The sequence below is a fragment of the Hymenobacter sp. genome (genome assembly GCF_036387835.1).
Taxonomy (GTDB): domain Bacteria; phylum Bacteroidota; class Bacteroidia; order Cytophagales; family Hymenobacteraceae; genus Hymenobacter.
Genome location: NZ_DASVSY010000040.1, coordinates 66020 through 80084, shown reverse-complemented (window position 1 = coordinate 80084; position 14065 = coordinate 66020). Strand labels below are relative to the sequence as shown.

The 14065-nt window shown below is 56.4% G+C and carries 9 protein-coding genes; 5 read left to right on the top strand and 4 right to left on the bottom strand.

The window, feature by feature from the left end; genetic code table 11:
• Position 1: 1 nt before the first annotated feature.
• The 3 genes from VF639_RS07915 to VF639_RS07905 all read left to right on the top strand — a co-directional run bounded on the left by VF639_RS07915 (position 2) and on the right by VF639_RS07905 (position 6586).
• Positions 2-2551: an AsmA-like C-terminal region-containing protein gene (locus tag VF639_RS07915; RefSeq protein WP_331145356.1), complete on the top strand. Its 2550-nt coding sequence runs from the start codon at positions 2-4 to the stop codon at positions 2549-2551.
• A 310-nt stretch (positions 2552-2861) separates the two neighbouring features.
• Positions 2862-3776, top strand: coding sequence for a TerB family tellurite resistance protein (locus VF639_RS07910; protein ID WP_331145355.1), 915 nt, complete (start codon positions 2862-2864; stop codon positions 3774-3776).
• Between the two features lie 275 nt (positions 3777-4051).
• Positions 4052-6586 (top strand): glycosyl hydrolase, encoded by a 2535-nt coding sequence (locus VF639_RS07905; protein ID WP_331145354.1) that lies wholly within the window; start codon positions 4052-4054, stop codon positions 6584-6586.
• 20 nt (positions 6587-6606) lie between these two features.
• On the opposite strand, the gene VF639_RS07900 is transcribed toward VF639_RS07905, so the two are convergent.
• Positions 6607-7749 carry a mechanosensitive ion channel family protein gene (locus VF639_RS07900; protein ID WP_331145353.1) on the bottom strand — a complete coding sequence of 381 codons (1143 nt, stop codon included), beginning with the start codon at positions 7747-7749 and terminating at the stop codon, positions 6607-6609.
• 114 nt (positions 7750-7863) lie between these two features.
• Positions 7864-9093, bottom strand: a complete 1230-nt coding sequence (locus VF639_RS07895; RefSeq protein WP_331145352.1) for a Glu/Leu/Phe/Val dehydrogenase dimerization domain-containing protein — start codon at positions 9091-9093, stop codon at positions 7864-7866.
• A 244-nt stretch (positions 9094-9337) separates the two neighbouring features.
• On the opposite strand from VF639_RS07895, the gene VF639_RS07890 reads away from it, so the two are divergent.
• Entirely contained in the window at positions 9338-9646 is a 309-nt protein-coding gene (locus VF639_RS07890) for an ArsR/SmtB family transcription factor (protein ID WP_243798306.1), read from the top strand.
• Between the two features lie 318 nt (positions 9647-9964).
• On the opposite strand, the gene hemA is transcribed toward VF639_RS07890, so the two are convergent.
• Entirely contained in the window at positions 9965-11236 is a 1272-nt protein-coding gene (gene hemA / locus VF639_RS07885) for a glutamyl-tRNA reductase (protein WP_331145351.1), read from the bottom strand.
• A gap of 355 nt (positions 11237-11591) precedes the next feature.
• Between hemA and VF639_RS07880 the strand changes: the two genes are divergently transcribed.
• Complete coding sequence (locus VF639_RS07880; RefSeq protein ID WP_331145350.1) at positions 11592-12773, top strand: HAMP domain-containing sensor histidine kinase; 1182 nt, start codon at positions 11592-11594, stop codon at positions 12771-12773.
• Positions 12774-12942: 169 nt separating this feature from the next.
• Here VF639_RS07880 and VF639_RS07875 read toward each other — a convergent pair whose 3' ends face one another.
• Positions 12943-14052: a carotenoid 1,2-hydratase gene (locus VF639_RS07875; protein WP_331145349.1), complete on the bottom strand. Its 1110-nt coding sequence runs from the start codon at positions 14050-14052 to the stop codon at positions 12943-12945.
• Positions 14053-14065: the final 13 nt, after the last annotated feature.

Below are 14065 nucleotides of genomic sequence, written 5' to 3'. Positions count from 1 at the left end.
CATGCTTTATTTCTTGCTGAGCCTGGCGTTGCTACTTGGCGGCGCCATCGCGGGCGTGTGGCTGGGGCAGGACCGTATAATTGCGCTGTTTGTACAAGAGGTCAACCGCTACCTGCGTACGCCAGTGCAAGTAGGCAAGATGGAAGTGTCTCTGCTTGATCAGTTTCCGAGAGTATCTATCACGTTGCACGAGGTGTGCGTAAGCGGCTCAATCTCGCAAGACACAGTGCCCCTGGCGCGTGTCCGGCGCCTGTACTGTGCCTTCGATGCCTGGGACATCTGGCGCGGGCACTACCGCATCCGGGCCGTGACGCTCACCGACGGCCGCGTGTACGTGGGTCATGATGTGAAAGGCCGCCCCAACTACGATGTCATCCGTTACGATACCACTGCCGGCCCGTCCGACAAGCCCTTGGCTTTCGGTTTGGAAAACGTGCACCTAGAACGAATTCATACCACCTACGATGACCAACTGCGGGAGCAGCGCTATACGGTGCGCGTCGAGGATATGCAGGCCGAGCTGGACGTGAACGACATGCTGGTGGATGTGACAGCCCAAGGCGATACGCACGTGGAAGCCCTGCAACTCGGTTCGGATGTTTATTTTCGTGACAAAGCTTTAAAGGTTACTACTCGTTTGCGGGTTGACCGGGCGGCCCGGCTGGTTACCATCCAGCCCTCGGAACTGACTATAGGCCGTGCCGCGTATGGGGTGGCAGGCAAGGTGAGCTACCGGCAGGCCACCGACCTGGATGTCAAGCTGGATGGGCGCAATACTGATGTGCAGTCGGTGCTGGCGCTGCTGCCGCCGCGGGTGGCCAACCGCCTGAGCGCCTACCGCAGCCGCGGCGACGTGTACTTCGGGGGTACTGTGAAAGGGACCTTGGCCGGCAAAGAAAATCCACGTCTGGATTTTCGGTTCGGCTGCCGCGATGCTTCGTTTTATCACCCCGAATACAAGCAGGCCGTGGAGCATGTCTTTTTGACCGCTACGTTCAGCAGCGGCACGGCGCGGTCGGCTAGCACCTCGGAGCTGAATTTGCGCGACGTGCGCGGCACTTTGCAAAACCGACCTTTCAGTGGCAGCCTGCGCTACAGTAACTTTCAGGACCCGCAGGTGGCACTGAGTCTCAACGCCGACTTGGATGTAGCGCGGGTCTTGCAGTTTTATCCGGTGGCGGGCGTGCGGAGTGGGAGCGGCACGGCGCAGCTGCAAGTGTCGTTTGCAGGCAACATGCGGGAGTTTCGCGCCAGCCCGGCCACGGCGGCTGTGCAGTCGGCGGGAGAGCTAGCGCTACGGGGCGTGCAGTTGCGGCTGCGCGACTTCACACAGCCCTTCACTGGCCTGAACGGCAGCTTTTTGCTGCGCCGCAACGATGTAGCCGTCAATAGCTTCACATGGCGGGTTGGAGCATCTGATTTCCAAATGAGCGGCATGTTCAAGAATGCGCTTGGCTGGCTGCTCTTGCCGCGGCAGCAACTGCTAGTGGAAGCTGATGTACGGTCTAGGCAGTTGAATTTCGACCAGCTACTCAGCTTGCGTTCTTCGGCCGGGGCGGCCGCTTCGACCTCAACTTCTTCGGGGAGTGGCTACGGGTTTCGGCTGCCGCCCAACCTGGCGCTCGATGTGAATGTGCAGGCGCAAAGAGCCAGGTTTCGGCGGTTTCGGGGGCAGGATCTGCGGGGTACCATCCGGCTGCAAAACCAAGTGCTGAGCGCGCCTTCGCTTTCGGTGGCGGCGGCGGGTGGGCGTGCTAGTTTCCGGGGTACACTCGACGCCCGGCGGCCCGAGCTGCTGCGCCTAAGCTCCAGTACCAGCTGCCAGCAGCTACCCCTCGATAGCCTGTTTTATGTGTTCGAAGACTTTGGACAGCAGTTTATTACGGCGCGGCACCTGCGTGGTACGCTCACCGCCTCTGCCGAATCGGACATGTACTTCAGCAACAACCTCGATCCGCTCACCGATAAGCTGCAAGCCGAAGTGCAGGTAACAGTGCGCAATGGAGAGCTCAACAATTTCATGCCGCTGCAAAAGCTGTCCATGATTGCCGGGCGCGAGCGGCTGCGGCATCTGCGCTTCGCTCAGCTGACTACCCCCGTCTACATTCAAAGCCGAACGGTGTACTTGCCGGAAATGGAAATTCGCTCGAACGTGAAAGCCGCTTCGTTGGTGCGCGTTACCGGCACGCACACTTTCGATCAGCAAATGGACTACCACCTGAGCATTCCCATTCTGCCGGGCTTGCTGTCCAAGGTGGTTTCCAACGGGAACACGGCGGGTCCTAGTTTGCTATTGGCCATTCAGGGCGATGAAAACAACTTCCGGGTGAGCTACGACCGGGCGCGGGCCCAGGCCATGCGCTCCTCGGGGAGCGGCTCGGCAACTACCCGCAAGCCCGGCTTACTCGATGGTTTATTGAAGCCCACTATCACAAGCCCTGCCGCGGCCACTACACCTGCGCCACCCGCGGAGCCTCGCAAGCCTTTTGAATTGAAGAAGCAGGAGAAGAAACCCGCCCAACCCCAAACCGGCGAGTATTTCGAGTTTTAGTGTCAGCTAGTAGGGGGAACTAACGCGCACAGTGTCAAGTGTTGAGGTAGCTTTTGGCGGGGAGGGTCATCAAAGGAAACATAGCTGTTCAGCAGAGAGTGGAGGTGGTTACTGCTGTTGAGTAAGCGCGTAACTTATTGAGTAAAGTTTGGGTGTGCGCAAGGACGGTGACCGGGTAGGAACGTTGTTACTGGTAAGAAACAGAAGAAGGAGATACAATTGGCAGCGGGCCACCGAAATCAACCTAATCGAAGCGCGTGCGTTAAGAACTTCAAATTACTTGTCCACCCCTTCCTAGCCAATAAACATCATGAACGACAACCAACTCCTGCAAAACTATTCTGACCAAGAAAAGGCGGCTTATTTGAGTGTTATTGCCAGCTTAGCTTCTGCTGACCGGGAAGCCTCGCCCGCCGAAATCGAGTTTTTGCAGCAACTCTCGCACCAAGCAGGCCTTTCGGGTGGTGCCACGCAGCAAGTGCTGGCGGCAGCTAAAGATTCTACCAACCAAACTGTTCAGGCTAATCTCGATGCACTAAAAGGCAGTGAGTTGCGCTTCTCCCTGGTAACAGACCTGATTAGTTTCGCCCGCGCCGATGGTTCGTACGCCAACGACGAGGAAGCCATGGTAAACAAGATTGCCAGCTACCTCGGGGTAAATCAGCAGCAGACGCAAGCACTGGAGCAAGTAGTTGACCAAGCCGCCAGCGTGCCGCACGACGCCAACGATCCAGCCAAGCAAGGCTTCTTGAGCGGTGTTACCGACAAGCTTTCCAGCGTGGGCATTCCGAAAGGAGCCTTGATGGCTGGCCTGCTCGGTGTTGCTGCCCCGATGGTGCTGTCGCGGGTGATGGGTGGCCGCGGTGGCTCGATGGGCGGCGGTATGCTCGGCGGTAGTGGCTCGATGGGCGGCTTGCTAAGCGGCGCCATGGGCAGTGCTATGGGCGGCGGCTCAATGGGCGGTATGCTAGGTGGTTTGTTGGGTGGTGGTCTGCTGAGCAGTGTGCTCGGCGGCGGTGGCGCCCAAAGCAGCTACGGTAATCTGCCGCAGCAAGGCTCGCACGTAGGCAGCGGGGGACTTGGCTCGCTCATGTCTATTTTAGGAGGTCTTGGCGGGCAGCCTAATTCGGCGCCACGTAGCGCGGGCGGCGGTGGCCTTGGTAGCTTGCTCGGCGGCGGTGGCGGCATGGGCGGCTTACTTGGTGGCCTGTTGGGCGGGCGCTAGCACTAGAGCGAATTAAAACGCAGTTGAAAAGCCGGCCGCTCCATCAGGAGCAGCCGGCTTTTTTGTGGAGTGCTTGAGCGCGTCTTGCCGTTAGCAAATGCTGCGTTGTTTGTGCCTGCCGGCGCCATAGTTTTGGTTTGTAACATGCCCAACCAGAGCGGCTTGCTTTAAAGTAAGGGTCGGCCAGGACACTACATGGCAGTTGAGGCTCTCGGCTCTTTTACCTTCAGCGGATTCCTGCCACTTCCATCCTAGTTCATCCTTGTTTCCTTCCTATGAGTCACAGCCTTGTAAGGAAATTACAGCTTTCAGCGGCCTGTTTTTTTATTGCTGCTCAAGCTTCTGCGCAGATAGTTTCAAATCCCTCGGCAACAAGCACACGGCCAGTCACGGACCCTGCCAAGATTTTTGCCAACCCACCCGAAAGCGCGAAGCCCGGTGTCTTGTGGATGTGGATGGGAGCCAACCTGAGTGCAGAAGGCATCACCCGGGATTTGGAAGCGCTGAAGGCAGAAGGCTTCAACCGCACCACCATGTTCAGCTTGGCCGACATCACCACGCCGTGGGCCTGCGAAATCGGTAAGAGTCCCACGCCCGAAATTATTTCCTGGACCGGACCCTGGTGGAAGCTGGTGCGCCACGCGGCCGAAGAGTCGAAGCGGCTAGGCATGGATTTCGGTATGTTCAACGGGCCTAGCTACGAGTCGAGCGGTGGGGTGTGGATTACGCCGGAGCTTTCCATGCAAGAGGTTTGCTGGTCGAAGCAGGAGGTAGCCGGCCGCAAAGGGCTGCAGCTGACCCTGGAAAAGCCGAAAGTGAATCCGCGGGGGAAGACGCCGTTTCCGGTGTACAATCCCGGAACCGGACTGGTGGAGAAACCCGAAATAGAAGCCCGCAAAACGTACTACAAAGATATAGCTGTGCTGGCGGTGCCCGCGAGTGGCGTCGTTTCAAAAGAACAGGTTATCAACCTGAGCAGCAAGCTGAAAGCCGATGGCCAGCTGGCGTGGGACGCCCCCGCCGGCAACTGGACCATCTATCGTTTCGGCCATACCACCACGGGCACGCTCATTCAGCCAGCGCAGTGGAAAGCCGCCGGCCTGGAGTGCGACAAAATGAGCCAGACCGCCGTGGACTTTCACCTGGACCACGTTGTGGGAGAAATACGGAAGCATCTCGGCGACCTGATAGGTACCGGCTTCACGCACGTGCACTTCGACAGCTACGAAGCCGGCACTCCCACCTGGACCCCGAAGATGCGCGAGGAGTTTGCGGCCCGCAGAGGATACGACCTGACGCCTTTTCTGCCCCTGTTGGCGGGCCGCACCATCGGCAGCAAGCAAGATTCTCTTAAATTCAGAAACGACTTCAAAGCCACAATTCAGGACTTGTACCGGGATGTTTACTTCACCACCATCTCCAACAAGCTGAAGGCGGCCAACCTCACCTTTCTGTGCGAGCCCTACGGTGGCCCCTGGCGACAAAACGAGGTGATGCCCTTGGTTCACAACGTAATGACCGAGTTCTGGACCCACAAAGGGCAGTACTCACCCTACGAGCTGGAGCCAACCGTAGCCGCGCTGCGCAAGTCCGGGCAGAACCTTATTGAAGCCGAAGCTTTTACGGGCGACCCGAGCGACAGTAAGTGGAACGAGACCCCGGCCTGGCTGAAGCCCATGGGCGATGCGGCTTTCTGCGACGGGGTAAACCGCATGGTGCTGCACCGCTTTGTGCAGCAACCCTGGGACGACCGCTACCAACCAGGCGCAACTATGGGGCAGTGGGGCACTCATTTCGACCGCACGCAAACCTGGTGGAAGCCCGGCAAAGCCATGGTCGAATATTGGCAGCGCTGCCAGGCGCTGTTGCAATGGGGCCGCATTGTGTTACCCGATAAGCAGGATTTCACGACAAGCAACGCGCAGGGCAGCGCATCCCTGAAATTCATTCACCGCAACCAGGCCGACACCGACATTTATTTTGTGGCCAACACGGCGCGTAAAGCGGGTTCGGCCAGCTGTAGTTTCAAGGTGGCAGGCCGGCGGCCCGAGCTATGGGACCCGGTAACGGGCAGTGCCCGGCTGCTGCCGCAGTTCGAGGAGAAAGACGGAAAAACCACGATACCACTCGATTTCGAGGAAGCTCAAAGCTTTTTTATCGTTTTCCGTACGGCGGCGAATCAACCAGTGACGGGACCGAAAGTCAACTTTCCTTCTCAGCAGGAAGTAACGGTTTTGCGCACCCCGTGGCAAGTGCAGTTCGATCCAGCTTGGGGCGGCCCGGCCAAGCCAGTGGCCTTCGCCAAACTCGAAGACTGGACCACCAATGCCGAGCCCGGCATCAAGTACTTCAGCGGTACGGCCAGCTACCAAACTTCCTTCGATGTGGCCGCTATCCAAAAAACCGCCAAACCAGTGGATTTCTACCTCGATCTAGGCACCGTCAAGCACGTGGCGCGGGTCATGCTCAACAAGAAAGACCTAGGTGTAATCTGGACGGCTCCCTGGCGGGTGAAAATTCCGGCAACTCTGCTGAAGCGCAAAGGCAACCAGCTGGCAATCGAAGTAACCAACGTGTGGGCCAACCGCCTCATCGGAGACGAGCAAGAGCCAGCCGACTGTGAGTGGCTGCCCGGCCACCTCGCGGCCGGGTCCTTTTACTTGAAAGAATTTCCCGACTGGTTTCTCCGCAAGCAGCCCCGCCCCTCGAAAGGCCGGTATTGCTTTACCACCTGGAACTACTTCCATAAAGATTCGCCCTTGGTTGCTTCGGGCTTGCTAGGGCCTGTGCGCATCACCAAGGAAGAATAGGCGCTTCACAGTGCTGGATGTTACCTGCTCAGAGTAGGCATAGCCGGGTTGAGGCTGTCGGTGGGGTTAGTTAACTGCACGATGGTGGTACCGGAGTTGGCAAACTGACCGCCGTGCTGCTCTACTACTTCAATGAGACTGTAGTTCAGTTCCTCTTTCACGTCGAGGTATTCGGGGTAACTATTGGTGTGCACGAAGTACTGCACGGTTACTTCCTTGGCCGTAGGAGTGAGGGCCGCAAACTTCACCTCGGGCTGTTCTTCTACCAGTGGGTGCGCTTCAATAACAGCCCGGGCGCCTTCTACAATGGCGCGTACTTGCTCACTGGTAGTGCTTTGGCTTAGGTTTAGGGTGAAGCTCACCCGGCGGGCGGTGCGCAACGAGAGGTTGTCGAGCGGCTTGTCGATCATGCTTTTGTTGGGCACGGTGACGTAGCTTTTCTCGGCCGTGCGCAAGCGGGTACTGCGGAAACCTACTTTCTCTACGGTGCCCGTAATGCCGCCCACTGTCACCAATTCGCCCACGGCAAACGGCCGGTCGAGGAAGATGGTGAACGAGGCAATCAGGTTTTCCAAGCTTTCTTTGGCGGCGAAGGCCACGGCCAACCCGCCAATGCCCAAGCCCCCAATCAGGGCCGTAACATTGACCCCGAACACGCGGCTTAGCATCACCAAAAATGTGATGGTGATAACCAGCACTTTCAATAAGTCTTTGGCGAAGGGAATCAGCTGGTTGTTGAGGTGCGAGGGAGTGGCTTCGGCCCGGCGTTGAAACACCATGACGGCGAAATCGATGATGCGCAGCGCAATCCAGCCCACCCCCGAGAAAACGGCCAGTTGAAACAGCCGAAAGAAAAACACTTTCAGTGCCGGCTCATTGTGCGCTATTTCGTCGCTGCGCACCGGATAATCGAGTACCTGGAACGCAAAGTAGGTACTGACCAGGAAGATAACCACCGATATCGGCTGAATCAGCAGGGCCTGAAAATGATGCTCGGCTACGCCTTCGGTTTTGGTGCGAATAAAGCGGAACAACAGCTTCGACAGCAGTTTGGACAGCAAGGTTTTGAAGGCAAACCCAAACAGCAGAATGCCCACACACCACAAATACGCCTGCACATCGTTGCCAAGGAAACGATAGTTCAGGAATTCATGAAGAGTCATCTTGAAGTAGTTGATGAAAAGTAAGTAGTAGTACAAAATAAAGAAGATAATAGGTAAAATCCTTTTAAAAACAAGCTGTGTAATATTGCTAAAATCGTACCAATTGAACTAAACCTATACGAGTTGCCGCAGTGCCATCTCAAAAGACTTCTGCGCCAGCCCCGTCGTGTGCTCGTCTTGCTGCCGGGTGCGGGCCAGCGCTTGCCGAATCACGCGGGAGGTGTCGCCGAAGATGGCCTGGTCGGTGATTTCAGCGTTGGTTTCCATGAGGTAGGCAAACACGCGGGCCATGCCGCAGTTGGCCACGAAGTCGGGAATAACGGAGGTGTTTTGGTCGGCAAACTCGCCGGTAGGACCGAAGAAAATTTCCGAATCCTGAAACGGCACGTTGGCCCCGCACGAAATAACCTCCAGCCCGCCCGCAATCAGCTGCTCTACCTGCCCCCGCGAAACCAACCGCGACGACGCGGCCGGAATAAAAATCTCGGCTCCGGATTGCCAAACCTGCTGGTTGATTTCTTCGAACGACAACAGGTTGTCAGCCGTGAGAGCATTGCCGATGCGGTTGAGGAACAGCGCCCGGATTTCTTCCAAGGTAAACCCTTCGGGGTTCAGCAGCCCGCCGGCCCGGTCGATGATACCGGTGATGCGTGCCCCCTGGCTGGCCAGGTAATAAGCTGCTGCCGCACCCACGTTGCCCCAACCTTGCACAATGGCCCGCTTTCCCGCTACCGACCGGCTGCCCCACAACTCGTAGTAGTGCCGTACCGCTTCGGCTACGCCGTAGCCCGTAATCAGATCAGCCACGGTGTATTTGCGGCGCAAGTCGGGCGTGAAGCTGGCGTCTTCCAGCACTTTTACCACGCCTTGGCGTAGCTGGCCGAGCTTCTGAATCTTCTGCGGCTCGGTGGCGCGGTAATGTCCGTTCACGATGCCTTCCTGCGGGTGCCAGAGGCCGTAGTCTTCGGTAATAGGAATTACGTCATGGATTTCGTCTACGTTCAGGTCGCCGCCGGTACCGTAATACGCTTTGAGCAGCGGAATAACGGCCCGGTACCAGCGCTCCAGCACGCCGCGCTTGCGCGGATCCTGCGGGTCGAAGTTGATGCCGGACTTGGCGCCCCCGATGGCCGGACCGGATACCGTGAACTTCACTTCCATGGTTTTAGCCAAGCTTTCCACTTCGCGCTTGTCGAGGCCTTTGCGCATACGGGTACCGCCGCCAGCGGCGCCGCCCCGCAACGAGTTGATTACCACCCAACCTTCTGCTTCGGTTTCGGCATCCTTCCATTCAAATATTATTTCCGGACGCTTGTTCTCGAACTTAGCTAGTAGGTCTTTCATGAAAAAATTATGGGATAAGCGAGAAAAAATGAATTTTCGATGAACAAAGGTACGTCGCTCCCGTAGAGCTTCGGGTCTTGGACCTCCTAATGCACATGTTTTGGAACCTCGCGCGTTAGAGGAGCACCCAAATTTTTTGTAGGGGATTTTCATTCGTAGGAACTCTTTCCATCAGAAATATCGTATTAGTCATATTCCTGACGGAACTGCTCTTTTTCTTTTTCAGCCACCGTTGACCATAAGTATGAAACCCTTGCTCTCACGCGTAGAATCCAAAAAAGTAGATAAGGCCGCTGCCATGCTCAAAGTATTGGCCCACCCAAAGCGTTTGGCCATCGTTGACTTGCTCGGCAAAGAGGATAAAATGACCGTAACGGAAATCTACCGTACGCTCGATTTACCTCAGGCTATAGCCTCTCAGCACCTGATTACCCTCAAAGACCGTGGCATTCTGTCCTCGTTCAAAGTGGGTACCAAAATCTATTACTCGCTTTCCATTCCGAAGCTGCTCGACGTGATTGACTCACTCGAAGAATGCTGCGACACCATGTAGTGTAAGCCTTGGCTTGCGTGCACCTGAAAAAGACCGCCTTATGACGGTCTTTTTTCATGGGTGCCAAGTCCGGTCAAGCCGACAAACCAATCTGTGTTATAAGCATCAATAGGGCAGTTGTCATTCCGACATTCCACTCATCAAGTGGAGAGAGGAATCTGAGTTAGCTGATCCAACGATTTACACTCAGATTCCTCTCTCCACTTGATGAGTGGAATGTCGGAATGACAGTCGTGCTTTGAGGTAGATACAAATCCACCAAAACAACGAGCCCCTGCCGCTAGCTAGCGGCAGGGGCTCGTTGTTTTGGTTGGGTAGCTAAGCAACAGTCGGTTGATTTTCCAGATCGAACAAGTCGGTGAGGACGTCGATGAGCTGGTCGGCTTCGCCGCGTTTGCAGGCGGCTTTGAGTTGAATGACCGGGTGCTTGAGGATCTTCTGCATCAGCGACTTAGTTACCTCGTCCATGCGGCGGGCTTCCTCGGGGCTCATCTTCTTCTGGAAGCGGTCCATCTCTTCCTGCCGAATCTGCTCTAGGGCGTTCTTTAGTTTTTGGATGGTTGGCGATACCAGCATCTCCTTGCTCCAGTCGTTGAGGCCGGCAATGCTTTCGGTAATGATGGAACGTACCTGCGGCACGGCGGCCAGACGACGCTCCAACGCGGCCGAGGCTTTGCTTTGGATGGAGTCGATGTTGTAAACCAGTACACCGGGTACGTTCTCTACTTCACTCTCGATGCTGCGGGGCACCGAAAGGTCGATGAAGAACTTGTAGCTCAGCACATCGAGGTTGGCAACCAGCTCGCGGGTGAAGAAAGGCGTAGCGGCGTTGATGGACGAAATAACAACGTCAGCCTCTTTGAGGCCCTGCACCAGATCTTCGAAGTTCAGAATCTTGAGGCCGCACTCACCGGCGAGCATGGATGCTTTCGAGCGGGTGCGGTTGCAGATGGTGACGTCGGTGAAGAACTTGCTGTCGCCGAAGTGGCGGCAAACATCTTCGCCGATTTCGCCCAAGCCCACAATCAGTACGCGCGGGTTAGCTACGTCGGCGGTCAATTCTTCTACCAGTTCCAGCGCCGCGTAGGAAGTGGAAGCGGCCCCATCGCGGAACGAGGTTTCCTGCTGAACGCGCTTGTTGGTGAAGAACACCGTGTGCAGCAGCCGGTGCAGAAACGGCCCGGCCGCATCCTCGTCGGCCGACCATTGGTAGGCCTGCTTTACTTGGTTGCTGATCTGAAGGTCGCCAACTACTTGCGCATCAAGGCCCATGCTTACCTCGAAGAGGTGTTGCACAGCCTCGTCGGCATCGTTCAGGATATCGAAATAAGAAAAATACTGGCTGAGGTTCGCCAAATTCTTGAGTTCACCTAGAGCCTCGATGATGGCCGGGCTCTGGTCACGGTCGGCGGCGTAGTAAACTTCGGTCCGATTGCAAGTGCTAAGCACCAGCAGATCAGTAAGAGCTAGCTCGTGATGGAGGGTATGCAGAAAACGGCGGCAGGCAGCTTCATCCAATGCAATCAACTCCCGAATCTCGAGAGGAGTTTTTTTAAAGGACAGGCTGATGGCCTTGAAGGGGTGAGGCATAGCGAATGGCAACTGCAATTGCAGGCGGCAAAATTACGGCACAAATCGATACTATGAAAACAGCGAGAAGGACCGTGTGGTTCAGAGAAAGTTAAATTACGGGTGAGACACTTGTAAGCAACATTTTACGTTGTCTGACCACTGAAATTAGTTGTTGCTGATGCCTCTGTGGTGCTCGAAAAACGACGTTTGGGGTTCCTTCAACTCTGGTGTGCAGGAGCCGGTAAGGGTAACGGCGGGAGTTGTACCTTCGCGCAAGCACCCGTTCTGCTAGACCACTCGTATTGGCAGACCATATGGTTGCTTGGGCCCAACGTCGCGAGCCGCCTCACTTTTCGTTGCCTTCCTTACGTCCTTGATAGCCATTTACGACCAAAAAACCCGCATTAAGCTGCTCATTATAGCGGTGGCCTTGCTCATTGCGGCGGCCACCGTCATTTATACCAACGTGCTGGTGCAGCGCGTATCGGAGCGGGAACAGCAGCAGATTGCCCTCTACGCGAAAACCCAACGCTACATCATCAACACGGAGGAAGAGTCGAATCTGTCGTTTTTGATGGACGAGATTATCGACGCCAATACCACCATTCCCGTAGTGTTGGCCAACGGTGATGGCGACATAGTGGATGCTAAGAATGTTACTATTCCGAAGGGGCTAAGTGATAAAGCTAAGCGCACTTTTCTGCAACGAGAAATTGCGGTGATGAAGCTGCAGCACCCGCCTATCACCATCGAGCTGGGCGGTGCGCAGCGCGGCTACATCTACTACAAAGATTCGGCGCTCCTGGCCCAGCTACGGACGTACCCGCTGGTGCAGCTGGCCGTTATTGCCTGCCTCGGCGTCATTGCTTACTTCGCCTTCAGCTACTCGCGGCGCTCCGAGCAAAACCGGGTGTGGGTGGGGCTGGCCAAAGAAACCGCGCACCAACTCGGTACCCCGCTTAGCAGCCTGATGGCCTGGCAAACCTACCTGAGCGAGAGTGAACGATTTAAGAATGAGCCTATTGTAGAAGAGTTGGGCAAAGACATCCGGCGGCTTCAAATCATTACCGAACGTTTCTCGAACATCGGCTCGGTGCCCGTGCTCAAACCAGAAAACATCTTGCGCACCACCCGCAATGCCATCGATTACCTACAAAACCGAGTGTCGAAAAAGGTGGTGTTTGAAATAAAGACCGACCTACCCACCGATACGCCCGCGCTGGTCAACATCCCCCTCTTCGACTGGGTGATAGAGAACATCTGCAAGAATGCCGTGGACGCTATGGACGGCCGCGGCAGCATCACGCTACACCTGCGCCGCCCCGTGCGCGACAAAAAATCCATTGCCATCGACATCACCGACACCGGCAAAGGCATTCCCAAAAGCCGCATCGACCGGGTATTCCTGCCAGGCTACACCACCAAGAAGCGAGGTTGGGGCCTGGGCCTGGCGCTGGCCAAGCGCATCATCGAGAACTACCACCAAGGCAAGCTCTTCGTGAAATGGAGCGAAGTCGGCCGCGGCACCACTTTCCGGCTGATATTGAAAGGATAAGTGATTTAGCGACTTAGTGAATTTGACATTTGGCCAACACGAATGGGCGGGGTGGTGCCACTATCGTTGCTGATGTCTGCCTCATGCTGAACAAGAGGAGTCGTGCAACGATAGTGGTACCACCTCGGCTCATGCCAGTTGCGCCAACCGAACGTCAAAACTCACTCATTCACTCCTTAGCGGTGACGGTTTCGGCGGCTTCCTTTGCTTTCTTGGCTTCGCTGCGGTTGGTGATTTCCACGTAGCTGTTGCCGGTTACGGGTTTGCCGTGGTGGGTGCCTTCTACGCGGCACATGCCTTCCCAATAGTGCATTTTGATGCCCGCAAATAGCTTGAGCGTCAACTCCTGGTCGGGCATGACGGGCGTGATGGTGAGGTCGTAGCCTTGGCTGGGGATGCGCAGGCGCCACTTGCTAGGGTAGCGCAGCTTGGAGTGTGGGCTGGTCCAGTAGTCGGTGGTTTCCAGCTGGAAATCGGATTCGTTGAGGTGGGTGTTCTGGGCCTGGGCGCCGTAGTGTGAGCCGCCGCCGATGTGCTGGCCGGTGGCCTTGTTGTAGAGCTGGTAGGCCATTATTTCCTCCTGGGGCTCGTTTAGCTGAATGCTAAACCAGTCCCAGCCCAAGCCTTTGGTCGTGACGCTGTTGCAGTTCCACTGCCGGTCGTACCACAATTCCCCTTCTACCTGACGGGTTTTGCCGCCTATTTCGAGCGTGCCGGTAGCCGTGAGGCGAGGGTAAGTGTAATAACCGGCCGTAGCCGTGGCGCCATACTGCTCGTAGCCAGTGCCGCTGTGCAAGAGCACGGGTTTGACAGGGGTAGTGGTGAGGTCGATGGCTTGGCCGAGGTGAGCGGCCATGCGGGCCTGCAGGTGGTAGCATCCTTCTTGGCCCGTCAGGGTCCAGCGTTGGGCTTGTTTTTGAGTGGCGAGGTTGAGGGGCAGGGTGGGCGCCAGCAGCTGCGGCAGGCGCTCTACCTTATAGTCGTAGCGGAACTGCTTTTGCTGCGGGTCGGTGAGGGCGAAGTTCACCATCTGCCAATCCTTTTTGCCGGTGACGTTGAAGTGAAAGAACACGTATTCCACACCAAATGTCTCGCCGGTGGCTTTGTCGCGCAGGTGGCCGGTGAAGTACCACCACTCCAACGAGTTCTGCTTATGCACGGCTTCTTCCTGCGGCAGCTGGGCCCGCTTGGCCGAAACGTCGTACTTATTGGTGGGTTTGAGGGAGCAGCCAGTGGTGGCAAAAACAAGGAATACTATAACGAGCAGCAAATTCTTCATACCCTCCAATAAG

What these genes read in the sequence shown, in the direction of transcription:
- VF639_RS07915 (WP_331145356.1), top strand. Translation starts at nt 2, where the DNA reads ATGCTTTATTTCTTGCTGAGCCTGGCGTTGCTACTTGGCGGCGCCATC.
- VF639_RS07910 (WP_331145355.1), top strand. Translation starts at nt 2,862, where the DNA reads ATGAACGACAACCAACTCCTGCAAAACTATTCTGACCAAGAAAAGGCG.
- VF639_RS07905 (WP_331145354.1), top strand. Translation starts at nt 4,052, where the DNA reads ATGAGTCACAGCCTTGTAAGGAAATTACAGCTTTCAGCGGCCTGTTTT.
- VF639_RS07900 (WP_331145353.1), bottom strand. Translation starts at nt 7,749, where the DNA reads ATGACTCTTCATGAATTCCTGAACTATCGTTTCCTTGGCAACGATGTG.
- VF639_RS07895 (WP_331145352.1), bottom strand. Translation starts at nt 9,093, where the DNA reads ATGAAAGACCTACTAGCTAAGTTCGAGAACAAGCGTCCGGAAATAATA.
- VF639_RS07890 (WP_243798306.1), top strand. Translation starts at nt 9,338, where the DNA reads ATGAAACCCTTGCTCTCACGCGTAGAATCCAAAAAAGTAGATAAGGCC.
- hemA (WP_331145351.1), bottom strand. Translation starts at nt 11,236, where the DNA reads ATGCCTCACCCCTTCAAGGCCATCAGCCTGTCCTTTAAAAAAACTCCT.
- VF639_RS07875 (WP_331145349.1), bottom strand. Translation starts at nt 14,052, where the DNA reads ATGAAGAATTTGCTGCTCGTTATAGTATTCCTTGTTTTTGCCACCACT.